Below are 18,198 nucleotides of genomic sequence, written 5' to 3'. Positions count from 1 at the left end.
TGAGATTGGGTGTTTTAGATTGACCAATGGCGTGTCAAGATGAACATGGTTGCAGAGTGTGATTATGAGATTAACTCAATACAGTGATTTTGCGTTGCGTGTGCTGATTTATTTGGCGACCATACCCAATGATGATGAATTGGTACGCATTGATGACATTGCCAAAAGCTATGGGATTTCTAAAAACCATTTGACCAAGGTCATTCATCAGTTGAACAAGCTTAAAGTCATTGACAGTGCGCGGGGTAAAAACGGTGGCATTCGCTTGGCAATGCACCCCAAAAACATCAATGTTGGCAACATCGTTCGCCAAACAGAGCCAGATTTTTTTGTGGTGGCGTGTTTTGCTGATGAGCCAGTACAAGATGATGTGATGACAGATGATGTGATGACAGATAATTTGATAAAAATCAAAACTTTGGATTTGTCTGTGGGACAGCCCGCCCTGTCTTGTGTCATCTCACCTGCTTGTCATTTAAAGCAGGTTTTTGCCGAAGCCACCAAGGCATTTTTGCAGGTTTTGGACAGCTATACGCTGGCGGACATCATCAGCAACGCCGATGAGCTAAGGCACTGTTTGTCTTTATATGATGGGTAGTTTACTCATTTGTGATTGACTCATTTGCGGCTAATGATGGCTGGATTTATTCAAACCACCATTAACCACTATCAACCATAAAAATTCCCCCAATGATTTTGGGGGAATTTTTATGGTTGATAAGAACGAATACTTTAGACATCACACGAGGGTTAGTCTGTGATGGGTGTGTCATGTTTTGGGTGTTTTGGCGATTGACCAAATACCAATTTGACCACCTGTAAAGCGATGCTCACGCCACCGATGATAAAGACCACATCACCAAAGGTACGCACCCAACGCAATGTTTCTAAAAAGTCTTGTTGTAAGAAGCCTTCACTTCTGGCATACCACAAGCCTTCGGTGATAGACGCATAGGCTTGATAGATACCAATTGGCAACAAGCTGGTAAAAATCATCAGTAACAGGCCAAGGTTTAATCCCCAAAAGCCAGTTTTCATCAATTTATCACTGAAGCGATATTCAGGACGCAAATAACGCACAATCAACAGCACAAAGCCCAATGCCAAGAAGCCATACACGCCAAATAAAGCTGCGTGAGCGTGGACAGGTGTGGTGTTCAGACCTTGCAGATAAAACAGTGAGATGGGTGGGTTAATCATAAAACCAAACACACCTGCCCCCAACATGTTCCAAAATGCCACGGCAACAAAGCACAGCACAGGCCATTTTAAACGCTCCATCCATTTGGCATGGCGTTGCATTGACCAGTGTTCATAACCTTCATAACCCAAGACAATCAAAGGCACCACTTCCAAAGCACTAAATGACGCACCGATTGCCATGATTGGCGTGGTTGTGCCTGTGAAATATAAGTGGTGGAATGTGCCAGGCACACCGCCCAATAAAAACAAGGCAGCTGATGCAATTGAAGAGCCTGTGGCGATTTTTTTGCTCACCAAACCTAAGTTATAAAAAATAAAGGCAATGGACACTGTGGCAAAGACTTCAAAGAACCCTTCTACCCATAAATGCACCACCCACCAACGCCAGTATTCCATGATGGCAATCGGGGTATGTTCGCCGTAAAACAAGCCTGAGCCATAAAATAAGCCCACACAAACCACAGAAGCAACAAAGATGAACAACAGGTTCTTATCGCCTTCACCTTTAAAGCCAGCCATCACACCACGCAACATCAAGACCAGCCAGAATAACACCCCAACCCATTTTAGGATTTGCCAAAAACGCCCTAAATCAATAAATTCATAGCCTTGATGACCAAACCAAAAGTTAAGATGAGCAGGCATGATGTGAGCAATGGCAAGGTATTGACCGATGTATGAGCCAACCACCACAATGATTAACGCCACCCATAACAAATCCACCCCAAGCTTTTGATATTTGGGGTCTTTACCGCCATGAATGATGGGCGTAACAAACAAACCGATTGCCAAAAAGGCGGTGGCAATCCAGAACAAGGCAGATTGAATGTGCCAAGTACGAGCCAAAGAATAAGGGATAAAATCAGACACAGGAATGCCATAGAAGTCTTGACCTTCAATGGTATAGTGAGCCACAAAGCCCCCTAAGAATATCTGCACCACAAACAACGCCACCACCAAAAAGGCGTATTTGGCTAAGGCTTTTTGTGAGGGTGTTAGCTCAATTAAGCTTAATGGGTCTTGTTTTGGTACGGTTAATTTAATGTCATCTTCTTCTTGTTTGTGCAAGAATGCCCAACCCCAAATCAAAAGACCAATGCCTGCCAATAAGAACACCACACTGGCAATCGACCACATCACATTTTCAGCGGTAGGCACATTGTCAATTAAAGGTTCATGCGGCCAGTTGTTGGTATAAGTGGCAACCGTTCCTGGGCGGTTGGCGGACGATGTCCACGCTGTCCAGAAATAAAAATGAGCCAGATTTTGACGAGCCGTCAAATCAGGTAATGTGTTATTTTTCATGGCAAAACTTTCACGAGAGCTGGCAAGCTCTGGGGTATCGCCATATAAATCAATGTAATAAGGTGCAACTTGGTTAATCGCTGCTATGCGAGTGTCGGATAACATCACCGTGTTATCTGACCCCATGCCACTGCCACGGTACTCTTCTTTGAGCTGTTGTTGTAAGCCCATTTTTTCAATGCTGGTCAGCTCATCAAACGCCTTGCCATAATCGGCTTGGGCTTTGATGTTAAGCCATGCGACCAGCTCACGATGCAACCAATCGGCTGTCCAGTCAGGGGCTTGATACGCACCGTGACCATAGACTGAACCCAACTGCATGCCGCCTGTCGATTGCCAAGCGGATTGACCGTCTAAAATGTCTTGTTTTGTGATTAAAGTTTGACCTGATGAGTCAACGAACTTATCAGGAATGGGCGGAGTGGTGCGGTAAATCTCAAAACCGCCCCAACCCAATAAGATGAAGGCGATAATCAGTGTAATGATAAGCCCCCACCAATGTTTTTTATATTCACCCATTGCCATACTCCTCATAGTGTCATTAGGTGGATGAAACATATATCATTCGCTTGAATAATGGCTGGTTTATACTTGCTGTTATCCATTGACTGGCTCAACAGTTATCATCAAAATGATGAAAAGGCACAATTAAAGTCAGCGATGATTGATTAACAAGCAAAGTATAACATATATTTTAAATACATGTTAATACTTTCCATCAATATTGTGAGCTAATGTAAATAAATAAATCAATACCAACCAGTTAGGCTCATGTCTTAAGTTCATATCCATAAATCAAGCAATAAAAAAACCATAATACAATGATGTATTATGGTTTTTGGGTGATAATCCTAAGTGTGATGGTTGACTAACCATCACACTCTATGATTATGCCAAAGCAACGATTATGCCAAAGCAGCTTTTGCTTTTTCGGTAATGGCAGTAAAGGCAGCCGCATCATGCATGGCGATATCGGCCAAAATGCGACGGTCAATTTCAACATTTGCCTTTTTAAGACCATTAATCAGGCGGCTGTAGCTTAGACCATTTAGACGAGCACCAGCGTTGATACGAGCAATCCACAAACGGCGGAAAGAACGCTTTTTGTTACGGCGGTCACGGTATGCGTATTGACCAGCTTTCATGACAGCCTGTACAGCGACACGATACACACGAGAGCGTGCACCATAGTAACCTTTTGCACGAGCTAGAACTTTTTTATGACGGCGATTTGCTTGTACACCACGTTTTACACGAGCCATGTTATTCTCCTAAAATATCCAAAAGTTGATTAGATGTATGGGCACATACGACGGATTGAAGCCACGTCTGATGCATGAACCATAACGCAACCACGCAATTGACGGATACGCTTTGGAGATTTTTTGGTCAAAATGTGACGCTTGAATGCTTGCTTACGCTTGAAGCCATTGGCAGTTTTTTTGAAACGCTTGGCGGCACCACGTTTGGTTTTAAGTTTCATAATAACCTCTTAAATTAAAGTTGGTATCCCAACAATGAACCTTTTTGCCTAATGCCATACGGGCACTGACGGAAGGTGGGACGCAAATTATAGCAGATTAAACTTGCCAAAACAAGCACCCTTTGCCTTTACTTAGCTCTTAGCAAGCGTTACAATAGCACTATCATCTCAATTGACGAACCAAGGTGTCTATAAAATACTGATTTTATTTTGCCTAAGCTCATTCGTCATTAGATTGACACATTTTTGGCGTAAGATTTGTCATAATTTTGATGACCGATTTTAATGCCGTCATACCAAAACCTTGGCATAAACTGATATGAACTGGCTTGAAACCCTAAAATTCAATGACGACGGACTTATTCCTGCCATCGCACAAGACCGAGAAACAGGACGCGTGATGATGGTGGCTTGGCAAAATAAAGAAGCGCTCAAGCTCACTTATGAGACCAAAGAAGCGGTGTACTTTTCGCGTTCGCGCGGCAAGCTTTGGCATAAAGGTGAAACTTCAGGTCATACGCAGATTGTTCATGGCATTTTTACCGATTGTGACAGTGATGTGATCATTTTGTCCATCACTCAAATCGGCGGTATCGCTTGCCATACAGGGCGCGAGTCGTGTTTTTTTAAACAGCTTGATGATCAAGGCGAATGGCAAATCATCAGTGATGTCATCAAAGATCCCAGTCAAATTTATGGGGAAAATCAGCCGACAGCCGCTGATGATGACAGTATAGCTGTGACAAATCAGTCGTCATCTGATGTCCTGGCAAGTCTTGATGCGATATTAGATGAGCGTAAATCCGCCGATAAAGACAGCTCGTATGTGGCAAGCTTATATCACAAAGGGTTAAATAAAATCCTAGAAAAAGTGGGCGAAGAAGCAGTTGAGAGCATCATCGCCGCCAAAGAGCTTGAGCGTGCCAAAAACGCTGATGAAAACTGCGATGAGATGGCGCATGACTTGGTCTATGAAGTGGCAGATACTTGGTTCCATCAAATGGTGGCATTATCAGCATTAGGGCTGTCTGTTCAAGATGTCATCAATGAGCTGGTGCGTCGCTTTGGTATCTCAGGCATCGAAGAAAAGAACAGTCGTACAAAATAGCACTATAATTAAGCTTAGCTTACTAATTTTTAACGATAATTAAGACAATTAAGGGGTAGTTTATGGGTTCACTTTCTATTACGCACTGGTTAATTTTACTTGTGGTGGTGGTCATTGTCTTTGGCACCAGCAAATTAAAAAATGCTGGCAAAGACTTGGGCAGTGCGGTAAAAGGATTTAAAGATGCCGTCAAAGAAGAAGACAAGCCAAAAATTGCTAATAATAATGATGAAAAAGTCATTATTGCCGAAGAAGTCAAAGTCGAAAAAACCAAAGACAATAGCTAAGTTTTACTATGATTGGAAGCCTTGGGTTTTTTGAGCTGACCTTATTTGGTATCATTGCCTTGATTGTTTTGGGTCCTGAAAAACTGCCTGTCGCTGCACGCACGCTTGGGCGATGGTATGGCAATTTTCGCCGTGCCAGTCAAAGACTACAAAGCGAGATCACCAGCGAGCTGCAACTGCTAGAGACCCAAGAACTCCTCAAAAAAGAGCTTGATGAGATTCGCCAGTCTGAAGCACGTATGAAGGCTCAGATGGATGCTTTACAGCAGTCGCTCAATCGCACCGAAGCGACTTTGCAAACCTCCAAACGACAAACTATGGACGCATGGCAGAGCGATTCACCAACACACAATGCCTCGCATCAGCACAATCTGGCATCATCTGACGACAAAAATCGTCAAGAAGCCCATGCCATCGCCACAGCGATCACGCTACCGATGACTAACCGCTGGTTTTTGTTGAGCGACTATGACCGACGTCGTCGCCTGCCGCCTGCGCCTCATTTGCCCAATTATGCTGCCGATCCTTTATTGAATCAACCTAACCAAACCCTATGAATCAAGCTGACTTACCCACAGATGACACGCCGCTGATGTCACATTTTATCGAACTGCGTGGACGATTTATCCGCATATTTTTGGCAGTTTTGGTTGTCTTTTTGGCATTGGTTGGTTTTAGCCGCGAGCTTTATGATTTTATCTCAGATCCTTTGGTGGCTCTTCTGCCCAGTGAGGCAAGCTTGATTGCGACTGATGTTGCCTCTGGATTTCTTGCACCGATTCGATTGACGTTTTTTATTGCGCTTTTTGTGACTGTTCCGTTTATCTTAGCTCAGCTTTGGGGCTTTATCTCGCCTGGGCTTTATAAACATGAAAAGCGCGCCGCCTTACCCTTATTATTTTCGTCCATCGCTTTGTTTTATATTGGTGTGGCTTTTGCGTATTTTGTTGTGCTTGTGCCTGCGCTTAAGTTTTTTATCATGTTTGCCCCTGATAATGTCTTACCGATGACCGATATTGACAGCTATCTTAGCTTTGTGATGAAGCTGTTTTTGGTTTTTGGTATCATGTTTGAGATTCCGGTCGTGACGCTGATTTTGGTGCTGATGCGCCTTGTCACAGTTACAAGCCTTGCAGATAAGCGCCGCTATATCATCGTGGGCTGCTTTGCGGTGGCTGCCGTGGTGACGCCGCCTGATGGCGCCAGTATGCTCATGCTTGCCATTCCGATGTGTTTACTGTTTGAACTTGGGCTTATCATGGCAAAATTATTAGTCAAAACACCCAAAGCACCATAGGACAAACGCCGCCTAAAACCAACCATTTTTCCTTAAAAATCAAATCAATTGCAATCAAATCAACACTAAGAACATACCTTCAAAATAAAAAGCCAAGGTGGTGTTAACTTGGCTTTTTTGATGGTTTCACATGAAACCTCTGATTGCTTGACATCAATTTAAAGGGTGTCTATCTTGGTCAATTTATGTTACCCTTAGTTTTATTAATACAGACTTTCTATCGTGCGGTTGCGTTTATTTTCAGCACCAACAATCTTATCTGCAATCGTCATCGCCTGAAAGCTGTTTGGATCGGCAAGCTTCCACATATCATCTAACACACGGCGACCGCAGTCACCCGTTAATAGCGAACCTGTTTCGATGAATTGATAATGCTCAGATAACAGCTTAATCCAGCCATCTGGTTGTCGGCGTACAATGTGATGTGGTTTTAGCTCTGATGGATGCCAAAGCCCTGCAGAGCCGACGATTTCAGCGAGTGCCTTGAGTGTATTTTGATGGAAATTTGCCACGCGTCGTGATTTATCAGGGACATCAATGGCTTTTTGGCGGACGGGATCTTGGGTCGCCACGCCAGTTGGGCATTTGTTGGTGTGGCATGAACGCGACTGAATACAGCCAACCGCAAACATAAAGCCACGCGCTGAATTACACCAATCAGCGCCTAAGCTCATCATTCTTGCGATGTCGAATCCTGAAATCACTTTACCGCTCACGCCGACTTTGATCTTATCACGAATACCTGCACCAACCAACGTATTTTGAACAAAAATCAAAGCGTCCACCAAAGGCATGCCAACCGAGTCCATGAACTCAACAGGCGCTGCACCTGTGCCGCCTTCTGCCCCATCGACGACGATAAAATCTGGGTAGTTATCTTCTTTGATCATGGCTTTGACAATTGCCATAAACTCCCAAGGCATGCCGATACACAGCTTAAACCCCACAGGCTTACCGCCAGACAGCTCACGCACACGCTGCCAAAAATGTACAAGCTCAGTGGGCGTGCTAAATTCTGGATGGGTTGGCGGTGAGATGCAGTCAATCCCCATCGGAATGTCACGCGTCAAAGCAATTTCTTGGGTAATCTTTGAGGCAGGTAATACGCCGCCTTTACCAGGCTTGGCGCCTTGTGACAGTTTAATTTCGATCATTTTGACTTGGGGCAGTGTCGCTCTTTGACGAAAAGTCTCAGGATTAAAGCGTCCATTTTCATCACGGCAGCCAAAATAAGCTGTGCCCAATTGCCAAATCAGATCACCGCCATACTTTTGGTGATAAGGGCTAATACTCCCCTCACCTGTATCATGCGCAAAACCGCCTTCTTTGGCACCTTTATTCAGCGACTCAATCGCCGCCGCGGACAGCGCGCCAAAACTCATCGCCGAGATATTAAACACCGATAAGTCATAAGGCTGCTCACAGCGATCACCGCCCACGCGCACACGAAAATCATGATCGCTGATCTTGTGGCTTCTGCCTGAATGCAAAAACCAATCCGTACCAGGCTTGGTCAAGTCATTCAAACTACCAAACGCAGTCGTGCTATCAACATCTTTGGCGCGCTGATACACAATCGAGCGCTGCATCCGTGAAAATGGCACTTCTTCACGATCACCTTCGATGAAATATTGACGCACTTCTGGACGAAAATTTTCAAACAAAAAGCGAATGTGCCCACTGATGGGATAATTACGCAAAATCGCATGACGCTTTTGGTTGATATTATAAATACCAAGACAAGTTAAGCAAGTGGCGATAAAAAGCAGCCACCAAATTTTAAATAAAATCGAAACAGGAATCAGCGCCACACAGACCCAAAGGAGCGCAAAGCGTGGCAAGACCAAAAATAGATAATTGGCTGAATCTTGAGAAGGTTTTGAGGGTGTCTTTGATGATGTCATGAGGCAATCAGGTTATTTGTGATATAAAACGAGACACAGATTAAATAAACACATTCTGTCAGTCGCTGATATTTGGCTATTATAACATAGCTAATTTATCATAATAATTTGCCAATAGTAATAAAGTCATCAAAGATTTTGATAAATCTTAATCCAAACAATCCAAAGTTTTAGTACGCGATTTTAAATTATTATAAAAATCAGCATTTAGCCGCTTTATTTTTACTCAAATATTGGCTACAATGGCAAGAATTTCAGTGATTTATCATCACGCATCATTCCGCCTCATTTGGTTCATTAGCCGATTATGTCAAACAAAACCCCTGCTTATTTGCGCATCAAAAATGCCATTTTGGACAATATTCATGCTGGCACTTGGGCTTCTGGCACCGCCATTCCTGCTGAGATTACGCTTGCTGAAGATTTTGGCGTATCACGCATGACAGTCAATCGCGCGGTCAAAGAACTTGAAGCTGAGCGTGTGTTGGAGCGTCGTCAAGGTTCGGGCACCTATGTGGCTCAGCAAAAGTACAATAATGCCCATATTGAAATTCGCAATATCGCCAAAGATATCAATGAGCGATTTAATCACTATCGCGCTCAAGTGATCGCACAAAAGACGCTTGATTTTGAGGCATTGAATCAACCTGAAAATCATTGGCTGAATGCGCTGTTTTTTCACAGTCAGCCTGCTCACACTGACAAACTCTATCAGGTGTGTATCGTGCATTATGGCGACGACCTACCCATTCAATATGAAGATCGCTGGGTGAATGCTGCCATCATTCCTGATTTTATCAATCAAGATTTTAGCAGTATCAATACCAGTGATTATTTGATTGACCATGTGCCACTTGAGTATGGCGATTATCAAATCCAAGCCAAGCTTGCACCCATCAATGTCTGTGAAGCGCTGCAAATACAAGCGTATGAGCCCGCACTCTTGCATGCTCGGCACACCAAATCCCAAGGGCAGCCTGTCACTTTTGTGAATATGTGGCACCCTGGTAGCCGTTTTTCATTTGGCGGTCGGTTATAATTCATCAAATACCCAACCACTGCTGAGATGATACCGATCATCTCAGTAGTTTTTATTAGTCTTAAAATTCATAAGTCGTCTAGCTTAAATATGCACCGACGCCTAATGGCTTAGGTCATTCCTAAACTGCAGTTTGACTTAGGCAGATGAAATCTGCTCAGCGATCATAAGCTATGGTATAATAAGCTTTTGTCAATCTTTTGCCCCATGATGCACAGCGATTACCAAAGCCCTGCGATGTACGGGGCAACTCAAGCCCACGACCGTCCAACGCCCACCGAAGAGCAGTTGGCGGCACTTGATATGGCAAAAACAGGGCAATCTTTCAAAATCGTTGCTTATGCTGGTGCAGGTAAAACGACGACGCTGAAGCTTATCAGCGAAAATCTGCGTGGTCGGGGGCTGTATTTGGCATTTAATAAAGCCATCGCTACCGAAGCACAGCAAAAATTTCCGCCCAGTGTGCGCTGCCAAACGTTTCACTCTTTGGCATTTCGTCATGTCAGCCGCGATGTGACTGCCAAAATCAGTTTACCTAGACTGACGCCATCGCGCTTAGCAAGCGAGCTTGGGCTTCGTGCCATCAGCACTGAGCGCATCGTGGATGGCATCAAAAAGCCAGTGACGCTTACGCCTGCCAAGCTTGCTAATATCATCAGTGAAGCCATCACCACTTTTTGTAAGACCTCTTCTGCTTATCCTGCACCGCGTCACATCACTGCGCCGAGTTGGATGAGCGAATCTGATGCCGAAGCGCTTCAGATGACTTTATACCCTGCTTTTGAGCAGCGGTGGCTTCAGTCGATCGATCCACGCCATCAAGCAGGCATCAGTCATGATATTTATCTAAAATTGTGGACGCTGTCTGATCCCATCATTCCTGCTGATTTTATTTTATTTGATGAAGCTCAAGATGCCGACCCTTTAATGATGGGTGCTTTGATTCGCCAAGATAAGCAAACCATCTATGTTGGCGATGCTCATCAACAAATCTATGAATGGCGTGGCGCTCTAAATGCCATGAAACGCCTGCCCTATCCACAGACACTATTGACGCAGTCGTTTCGTTTTGGTGAACCGATCGCCAAGATTGCCAATGTATTTTTAAAGGCACTCAATGAAAACATTCCCTTAAAGGGCAACCCCAATCAATCTTCAATCTTAGCCAAAAGTTTGGTTCATGGTGCAAAAGATGCCATCTTATGCCGCACAAATGCCACTGCCATGAGTCATTTGCTTGATGGTCTAAAGCTTGGGCATAAGGTTGCTTTACAGGCTGATAGTCATCGAATTTTAAGATTTTGCCAAGGTGCTGACAGCCTTAGAAATGGCAAATCTGCCTCTGGCATCCCTGAACTTGCCTACTTTAATCACTGGCAGGAAGTTCAAGAATTTAGTGAAACTGGTGAGGGTGGGGATTTAAAAACTTGGGTGAAGCTCATCGAAGAACATGGCACGACCATCATCACCAAGGCGATTAATAGCCTGACCATGCCAAGTCATGCAGATTATGTCGTCTCAACTGCCCATAAATCTAAAGGTCTTGAATGGAATCGTGTGCAAATCAGCGATGATTTTTTATATGACATCAACTCATTGGCTGTTAAAATTACACCCGAAGAGTTACGCCTATTGTATGTGGCTTGTACACGAGGCAAAAACCTGTTAGACATTCATCACATCAGCGATCTGTTGCATGCTCTACAACACAAAAAGTTGATTTTGGGATAATCACATGCAAAAGACACACTTATTTAACAATCCTGTTCGCCTACTTGCACCCATGGAAGGGCTGACCGATCCGTTAATGCGTCGTATCCTAACCCAAATTGCGTATGATTTGGGTTCGCCTTATGATTGGGCTGTCAGTGAATTTATTCGAGTTACACACTACCCACTGCCTGCACATGTTTTTTATAAATATGTCCCAGAACTATACACCGAAGGCTGTACTGCCAGCGGCACACCTGTACATGTACAGCTTTTGGGCAACAACCCTGAAACCATGGCAGCCAGTGCTTTGGTGGCAGTCAGTTTGGGGGCTAAAGCCATTGACCTTAACTTTGGTTGTCCTGCCAAAACCGTTAACAATCATAAAGGCGGCTCAGTTTTACTTGAAGAGCCTGAAACACTATATACCATCATTCGTACGGTGCGTGACGCTATACCAAATCAAATTCCAGTTTCTGCCAAAATTCGTCTTGGTTATACTGATACCAGTCAATCAGCTGAGATTGGTCATGCGGTGGCAGATGCTCGTGCAGATTGGCTAACGGTTCATGCACGCACCAAAGTTGATGGCTATAAGCCACCTGCTTATTGGGAAAAAATTGCACCTTTTAATGACTTAGGATTACCCATCATTGCCAATGGTGAGATTTGGAATGCCGAACATGCCAAACGCTGCATCGCTCAATCACAAACCCACCATCTCATGCTCGGGCGTGGAGCAGTCACTCGCCCTGACTTAACAGCCATCATTGCAGGTAAGCCTGATTTGGGTTGGGCAAATCTATGCCAGCATCAGCTAAACTTTATTAATGATAGCACCGATAACCAAAATGGCCTGATTGGACGCTATAAACAGTGGCTTGCGATGCTCACCAAAGGCTACACTCAAGCACATCAGCTTTGGCAAGCGGTCAAAAAACTCAAAAATAAAAGTGATATTGAGCAATTAATTATCCAAAGTACTCATCACCATTGAGCATATCTTTTATATCACTTAAGAGATATGATCACATTGAGCATCATCCGTGTTATCGGTCATTTTTACAATACAGCCCACAGCACTAAGGCATGCCAAAACCAAGCGATTTGTCTAAATAGATTTATAAAACTGTGTGATGGGTTTTATTCAAACAATTTTTGCCCCAAATACTCGCCTTGTTTTACCCCACCAAAACAGGCAAATAGCCCACTGCCAATGTGGGTGATGTACTCATTCATTTTATCCACTCGCCCAAGAGAGCTTTGAATGGCGGTGAATTGCATGGGCGATTTTTGAAATGAAATAAACAACAATCCTGCATCAAATTGACCTGTTTTTGGATCAATGCCACTGGCATAAGAATAAGAACGGCGAAGCAACTGCAATCCGCTGCGTTTAGCAAGTCCTGCATGTGAAATCTCAGGAATGATAAAATTACCTTCATCATCTTTAGCGGTGATATCCAGATGGGCAAATTCATCACTTTGACCAATCGGCGCACCACTATCTCGATGACGGCCAAAGGTTTCATCTTGTCCGTTTAAACTGGTTCTATCCCATGTTTCTAGGTGCATTTGGATACGCCGAACGACCAAATAAGTACCATCTTTTAACCAGTCTGGCTGCTGAATCCAAACATGTTTATCAGCATTATCAAGTGTGTTGCTATTAGCCGTGCCATCTTTAAAGGCAAATAAGTTACGAGCGGTTTGATTGCCTGAATCAAAACCCAAAAATCCCGACTGACTCCATCGCATACTAACGCTTGAGCGGGCTTGGCGTACCAATTGGCGAACGGCGTGAAAGCTGACTTGTGGATCGTCACTGCAGGCTTGGATACAAATATCGCCCCCTGAATATTCTGGGCGGATTTGGTCTCTGGGGAATTTGGGCAAATCGCTAAATTCAGGCGGTTTTTTATCAGTTAAGTTTAATTTTTGTAAAAACGATGGGCTGACACCAAAAGTTAAAGTCAAGCCATATGCTCCAAGGCTATCAGCCTCGCCTGTATCAACTGGTGGCACATGCGGATTTGAGCCATAAGGAGCGATATTATCACCCTTGGTTAATCTTGCGGCATACTGTGTCCATTGTTTAAAAACCTCCTTGATGTCATCCAACTTATCTGTATGCAAATCCAAGACCAAAAAATAGATGCTACGCTGTGCTGGCGTGATGATACCCGCTTGATGTTTACCATAAAAATCATACTGATTATCTGCCAAGCAGTGCTTGACATTGGTATTTTGTTCACCTGCCTGCTTGGGATTAGGCGGACTGTCGGGTTTGGGCGTATGGTCAGTTTGCCCGTCAGATTTACTTTCATGACCTTGTTGACATCCTGCCAATCCAATTGCACCAATACCAACAGCGACAGAACCAATACCCACTTTTGTTAAAAATTGTCTGCGATTGATTGGTTGTTTTATCGTCATTTATCATACCCCTAACTAAACATACCAATGGCAAATAAAGTTTAGCCTGTATCTTTATTTGCCTAGATTGATATACAGCAGCGTCATTGTCTGATGTGAGCGGTTACTGTAGCACCACACCCATTTGTGCCAATGGCTCACCCAATTTATTGACCGCTTCAGCTAACGCTTTGGTTTCATCGGCACTCAGTTCATTATAAGGCTTGTAATCATGTTGACCAACTTGGTGAGTGGCAAGTAAATCATTGACAACTTGGAATTTTTTTGTTAATTCGGTAACCAAATCAGGATTTTTAGCTTGTAGTTTTGGGGTTAAAATTTCAAAGATTTTTTGTGCCCCTTCAATATTAGCCTTAAAGTCATAAAGGTCAGTTTTTGAGAAAATCTCTTCTTCGCCTGTGATTTTTGTGGTTGAAATCTCATTGAGTAAATCTACCGCACCCTCTACCATCAAATCACCCGTTACCTCAGCAGTTGGGATTTTATCTTTTAATTCTTTAATATCAGCAATCAGCTGCTGGCCAAGTTCTTTGGTGCCTTCGGTAGTATTTTTTGTCCATAAGATTTTTTCAATGGCATGAAAGCCTGACCAAACCTCGCCTGCTTCTAGGTCAGCTTCACGGTTATCAATGCGTGGATCAAGGTCGCCAAAAATTTCAGCAATTGGCTCTGACCGTTCAAATGGCATACGAGCATGCGGATACAAGGCTTTGGCTTCCTCAAGCTGACCTGCATCAAGCAGAGCAACAAATTTTTGTGTCTGCTCCAATAAAATCTCCATCTGACCTTCTACCCAATGCTTATATTCCGCCGTTTCGGCACTCAAATCCACCATGGTATCATCATCTGTTTTGTGATGCTCATGACCATCATGGCTGGGTTTATGACCATCCTGCGTTTGGGCAGGCTGCACAGGTTCGGTGGGTTTATCTGCTGGTTTTTGACAAGCGGCTAAAGTCAATGTCAAAACACTGGCAGAAAGTAAAGATTTAGAAAATTTAGAAAAAGTTTGCATGATAAGTTACCCAATGAGTCCCAAATAATTTATCTTAAAATTATTAAGATAATCAATGACAGATAAACGATATGAGAACCATTATAATATGAATAATAATGATTATCAATACACTATAAAGTATATTCTTATAAAACTATTAACCAAAAAATATGACTCTATTGGCTAAAAGTATCTGCTCTGATTGTATCGTTTTATCGATAAAATAGATATCAACTAACAAAAAACACCAAGACTCAACCTTAATCTCTACAAGTTCACCCATTTGATTGGAAGAAAAGGCAGCCAAGGCAGTGTCTTGGTGTTTTTGGATTGATGAGATAGCCAAATATAAGCTGGCTGTCAGTTTGTTTGTTTTGGGACGAAATGATGGTATCAATCCACTGTTTTATTCATCTGATTATTTGATAACCGCACGATATTTAACAACCGCTGTTGCACCAATGCCGAGGTCTTGGATATTCCAGCGTAATACTTGATATTGCTTAAACGGCAAATTTTGAATAGAGCCGTCAGCTGCTGTGGTGCGAATTGGCATAAAGACAAAGCGTGAACCATCTGCACTTGCTTGCGTGCCAACACTTGGTGATACCACACCCGTGAACTCTGCTCCTTGCGGCAAGCTTAAAGCCACACGCATATCACGCACACGATTGTTACCATCATTGGTAAGTAGCACCTGATATTCAATAAGATCGCCTGCCTTAATACTACTTTGAGTAGTGACAGGCTCAAGTGTTTCTTGGGCATTATCCTTGCGTACAATAAAGGCATTCATGACGGCATTGATATCTTCACTGGTTACCACAGTTGGTGTCGTTTTGGGTGATGAGGGCAAAACTGATGGCGTCTCTTCAGAAATGCTAGGTACAACAGCAGTCGTTTCGGTAACCACTGGCGAGGTTTGTGTTGGTGCGGTTACACACGCAGACAACGCCAAAGCCATGACACTCAAAGAAAAAGCAGCAGAAATTTTCATAAATTTATCCTGTGTTGATCAAGTTTTATGTGCCCATAAGCATAGCACAGCTGATTGGCGGTGTGAATTTCTTGACTGTTTAATTATGGTAACTACTTACACATGCTTAAAACTGGCGACGATGATGGCGATTTTATCATATGCCAACCTTATCAAGCAGATAAACCGCTTGGCATCTGCCCAAAACTTTGCTATGGTATTATGTATCTTAATAGTCATTAATGGGACATTTGACCAAAATCAGATGCTCTAGCCATATATATTTTTGCCATTCTTATTTTATCAGCCATTACATCTTGGGAGCATTTATGAATTCTGTCAGCACTTATCAGAACACCTCTGCACTCACGCCTGTGCATTGGTTTCGTAATTCTGCCCCTTATATCAACACCCATCGTGGCAAAACCTTTGTGGTTATGTTTGGTGGTGAGGCGGTCGCTCGTGATAATTTTAGTACGCTGATTCATGATTTTGCACTGCTACACAGCTTGGGCATCAAATTGGTGCTTGTGCATGGCGCGCGCCCACAAGTGGAAAAAAACTTACAAGGTCGCGGATTGATATCAAGCCTCCATGAGGATGTGCGCGTGACACCGCGTGAATCCATGCCTGCCATCTTGGAGGCAGTCGGCTCAATTCGTCTACAAATCGAAGCTCGGCTGTCGATGGGGCTTGCCAACTCCCCCATGTACGGCTCTCGCATTGATGCCATTTCAGGCAATTTTGTGACCGCGCGCCCTTATGGCATCAGAGGCGGTGTGGATTATCAGATGACAGGTGAGGTGCGCTCGATTGATGTGGATGCCATCCGCCACAATTTGGATAATGACCACATTGTCCTACTCGGACCGACGGGTTTTTCGGTTACGGGTGAAATTTTTAATCTACTGGCAGAAGATGTGGCGCTGACCACGGCAGTTGCCCTACAGGCTGATAAGCTGATTTTCTTAGGTGAGCAAGATGGCATCATCAGCCGTGATGGTCGCTTGCTGCATGAGCTGATCCCCAATGAAGTCGATCGCCTGCTGCGTGATCGTGATGATCATGAAGAGATTGCGCATTTTCTGCGCTGCGCTGCCAGTGCCTGCCGTCAAGGCGTACACCGCACTCATATCATCTCGTATGCCAAAGATGGCGCCTTGATTGAGGAGTTGTTCACGCGTGACGGGTCGGGCACTTTGGTCAGCCATGATCCTTACGAAGAGATCCGCCGTGCGACCTTCAACGATGTCATCGGTCTGCTTGAGCTGCTAAAACCTCTTGAAGAGCAAGGCATCTTAGTGCGCCGCAGCCAAGAGCGCCTAGAGCAAGAGATCGAGTTTTATAATGTGATTGAGCGTGATGGCACCATTTTAGGCTGTGCGGCGCTTTATCCACTAGATACCCAGTCGGCAGAAGTAGCAAGCCTTGCCATTCATCCTGATTACCGCAAAGGCAGCCGCGGTGCTGATTTGTTGGCGTTTTTGGAGCAACAAGCCAGAAGTCATGGACGCCATCAGTTATACGCTTTGACGACTCATACCGCACATTGGTTTGTTGAGCAAGGATTTGGCGAAGTGTCGGTAGATGAGCTGCCAAAAGATCGCCAAGACAGCTATGATCATAGCCGTAACTCAAAAGTGCTCAAAAAATTATTATAATTTGGTGGTGCATTAAAAAGTATGCTGACATCAGACATACCCGTTATTAATATAAAAGAACACTAAATCAAAGGCTTTAAAGTGATTCTCGAGTTTTTTGGAAAAGTTACAACTTCGCCTAACTGCTCGTTTTATCCTATGCCGAATACGGCAATTATTTCCTTCGATGCCCACGGTGAAAAATTTACCAATTCTTTGAGTAAAGCCTTTAAAGCCAGTGACGAAGCTATCCCAATTATCACTGGCAATAACAGCACAAGTTACACCCAAGGCTTGAGGTTTTGCGCTTAATCGTTTAACCGTTTTAAGGTCTCGCTTTCCCCATACATAGGCAACAATTTCGCCTGTTTGACGGTGGTAAGCATAGATGAGCCATTGTTTGTTGCTCTTTTTACCTACGAACATCCATAGCTCGTCTACTTCTAGTTGGTCATAGTGACTTTGCTTTGGTATCAGTCGGTAGTTGCATTTTTCCAAAGTAGCTAATACTTTACCTTGGCTAATCCTTTCAACGCAAGCGATGTCTTTTATGCCACTACCTCGTACCATGAGTTGGCGTATTTTGCTTTCTTTTTGAGAGTGACATCCAAGATAACTTAACGCATGGTCGCCAATAAATTGCCGCCTGCAGTCTTTGCATTGGTAGTTCTGCTTACCATAGCTTTTTTTACCGTTTTTCTTTATACTGTCCCCTAAACAGGCTGGGCAGTTGATGTATAGTGTGATTTGCATTTCACTATTTTATCAATTTCTCAGCCTGTTTTTTTACAGCATACTTTTTAAAGCACTACC

17 protein-coding genes are annotated in these 18,198 nt (G+C 43.7%); 9 read left to right on the top strand and 8 right to left on the bottom strand.

Translation table 11 applies throughout. From position 1 onward, the window contains the following. Nucleotides 1-64: 64 nt before the first annotated feature. Nucleotides 65-598, top strand: coding sequence for an Rrf2 family transcriptional regulator (locus AO382_RS08805; protein WP_064620283.1), 534 nt, complete (start codon nucleotides 65-67; stop codon nucleotides 596-598). A 152-nt stretch (nucleotides 599-750) separates the two neighbouring features. Here AO382_RS08805 and AO382_RS08800 read toward each other — a convergent pair whose 3' ends face one another. From AO382_RS08800 to rpmI, 3 genes are all read right to left on the bottom strand, one after another. Continuing rightward, nucleotides 751-3,027: a nitric-oxide reductase large subunit gene (locus AO382_RS08800; RefSeq protein WP_064620464.1), complete on the bottom strand. Its 2,277-nt coding sequence runs from the start codon at nucleotides 3,025-3,027 to the stop codon at nucleotides 751-753. A 386-nt stretch (nucleotides 3,028-3,413) separates the two neighbouring features. Beyond that, on the bottom strand, nucleotides 3,414-3,770 hold the full coding sequence (rplT, locus tag AO382_RS08795; protein ID WP_003661132.1) for a 50S ribosomal protein L20: 357 nt from the start codon (nucleotides 3,768-3,770) through the stop codon (nucleotides 3,414-3,416). Nucleotides 3,771-3,799: 29 nt separating this feature from the next. Next, nucleotides 3,800-3,994, bottom strand: coding sequence for a 50S ribosomal protein L35 (gene rpmI, locus AO382_RS08790; RefSeq protein WP_036331620.1), 195 nt, complete (start codon nucleotides 3,992-3,994; stop codon nucleotides 3,800-3,802). A gap of 316 nt (nucleotides 3,995-4,310) precedes the next feature. Here rpmI and hisIE point away from each other — a divergent pair, with 316 nt between their 5' ends. The 4 genes from hisIE (at nucleotide 4,311) to tatC (ending at nucleotide 6,683) form a co-directional block, all read left to right on the top strand. Next, nucleotides 4,311-5,099, top strand: coding sequence for a bifunctional phosphoribosyl-AMP cyclohydrolase/phosphoribosyl-ATP diphosphatase HisIE (hisIE, locus tag AO382_RS08785; RefSeq protein ID WP_064620278.1), 789 nt, complete (start codon nucleotides 4,311-4,313; stop codon nucleotides 5,097-5,099). A gap of 62 nt (nucleotides 5,100-5,161) precedes the next feature. Continuing rightward, entirely contained in the window at nucleotides 5,162-5,386 is a 225-nt protein-coding gene (gene tatA, locus AO382_RS08780; RefSeq protein ID WP_064620275.1) for a Sec-independent protein translocase subunit TatA, read from the top strand. A gap of 8 nt (nucleotides 5,387-5,394) precedes the next feature. Continuing rightward, nucleotides 5,395-5,943 (top strand): Sec-independent protein translocase protein TatB, encoded by a 549-nt coding sequence (gene tatB, locus AO382_RS08775; RefSeq protein WP_064620273.1) that lies wholly within the window; start codon nucleotides 5,395-5,397, stop codon nucleotides 5,941-5,943. After that, a complete protein-coding gene (gene tatC / locus AO382_RS08770) occupies nucleotides 5,940-6,683 on the top strand; it encodes a twin-arginine translocase subunit TatC (RefSeq protein ID WP_064610060.1) in 744 nt (247 codons plus the stop codon). The genes tatB and tatC overlap by 4 nt, the downstream gene beginning before the upstream one ends. 203 nt (nucleotides 6,684-6,886) lie before the next feature. On the opposite strand, the gene AO382_RS08765 is transcribed toward tatC, so the two are convergent. Continuing rightward, nucleotides 6,887-8,587 carry an FMN-binding glutamate synthase family protein gene (locus AO382_RS08765; protein WP_064620270.1) on the bottom strand — a complete coding sequence of 567 codons (1,701 nt, stop codon included), beginning with the start codon at nucleotides 8,585-8,587 and terminating at the stop codon, nucleotides 6,887-6,889. Between the two features lie 307 nt (nucleotides 8,588-8,894). On the opposite strand from AO382_RS08765, the gene AO382_RS08760 reads away from it, so the two are divergent. The 3 genes from AO382_RS08760 to AO382_RS08750 all read left to right on the top strand — a co-directional run bounded on the left by AO382_RS08760 (nucleotide 8,895) and on the right by AO382_RS08750 (nucleotide 12,333). Beyond that, nucleotides 8,895-9,626, top strand: a complete 732-nt coding sequence (locus AO382_RS08760; protein ID WP_064620267.1) for a UTRA domain-containing protein — start codon at nucleotides 8,895-8,897, stop codon at nucleotides 9,624-9,626. 237 nt (nucleotides 9,627-9,863) lie between these two features. Continuing rightward, complete coding sequence (locus tag AO382_RS08755) at nucleotides 9,864-11,357, top strand: UvrD-helicase domain-containing protein (protein WP_064620461.1); 1,494 nt, start codon at nucleotides 9,864-9,866, stop codon at nucleotides 11,355-11,357. A gap of 4 nt (nucleotides 11,358-11,361) precedes the next feature. Continuing rightward, entirely contained in the window at nucleotides 11,362-12,333 is a 972-nt protein-coding gene (locus AO382_RS08750) for a tRNA dihydrouridine synthase (RefSeq protein ID WP_064620265.1), read from the top strand. A gap of 146 nt (nucleotides 12,334-12,479) precedes the next feature. Here the strand turns inward: AO382_RS08750 and efeB are convergent, their stop codons facing one another. The 3 genes from efeB to AO382_RS08730 all read right to left on the bottom strand — a co-directional run bounded on the left by efeB (nucleotide 12,480) and on the right by AO382_RS08730 (nucleotide 15,766). Continuing rightward, a complete protein-coding gene (gene efeB, locus AO382_RS08745; protein WP_115346487.1) occupies nucleotides 12,480-13,772 on the bottom strand; it encodes an iron uptake transporter deferrochelatase/peroxidase subunit in 1,293 nt (430 codons plus the stop codon). A 103-nt stretch (nucleotides 13,773-13,875) separates the two neighbouring features. After that, on the bottom strand, nucleotides 13,876-14,787 hold the full coding sequence (efeO, locus tag AO382_RS08740; RefSeq protein ID WP_064620261.1) for an iron uptake system protein EfeO: 912 nt from the start codon (nucleotides 14,785-14,787) through the stop codon (nucleotides 13,876-13,878). A gap of 400 nt (nucleotides 14,788-15,187) precedes the next feature. Further along, nucleotides 15,188-15,766, bottom strand: coding sequence for a DUF11 domain-containing protein (locus tag AO382_RS08730; RefSeq protein WP_227513671.1), 579 nt, complete (start codon nucleotides 15,764-15,766; stop codon nucleotides 15,188-15,190). Between the two features lie 308 nt (nucleotides 15,767-16,074). On the opposite strand from AO382_RS08730, the gene argA reads away from it, so the two are divergent. Then, nucleotides 16,075-17,406 carry an amino-acid N-acetyltransferase gene (gene argA, locus AO382_RS08720; protein ID WP_064620252.1) on the top strand — a complete coding sequence of 444 codons (1,332 nt, stop codon included), beginning with the start codon at nucleotides 16,075-16,077 and terminating at the stop codon, nucleotides 17,404-17,406. A 30-nt stretch (nucleotides 17,407-17,436) separates the two neighbouring features. On the opposite strand, the gene AO382_RS08715 is transcribed toward argA, so the two are convergent. Then, a complete protein-coding gene (locus AO382_RS08715; RefSeq protein ID WP_064618156.1) occupies nucleotides 17,437-18,138 on the bottom strand; it encodes an IS1 family transposase in 702 nt (233 codons plus the stop codon). Nucleotides 18,139-18,198 lie beyond the last annotated feature (60 nt).

Source organism: Moraxella catarrhalis (genome assembly GCF_001656295.1).
In the GTDB taxonomy this organism is placed as follows: domain Bacteria; phylum Pseudomonadota; class Gammaproteobacteria; order Pseudomonadales; family Moraxellaceae; genus Moraxella; species Moraxella veridica.
This window is presented reverse-complemented; position numbering and strand designations above follow the sequence as displayed.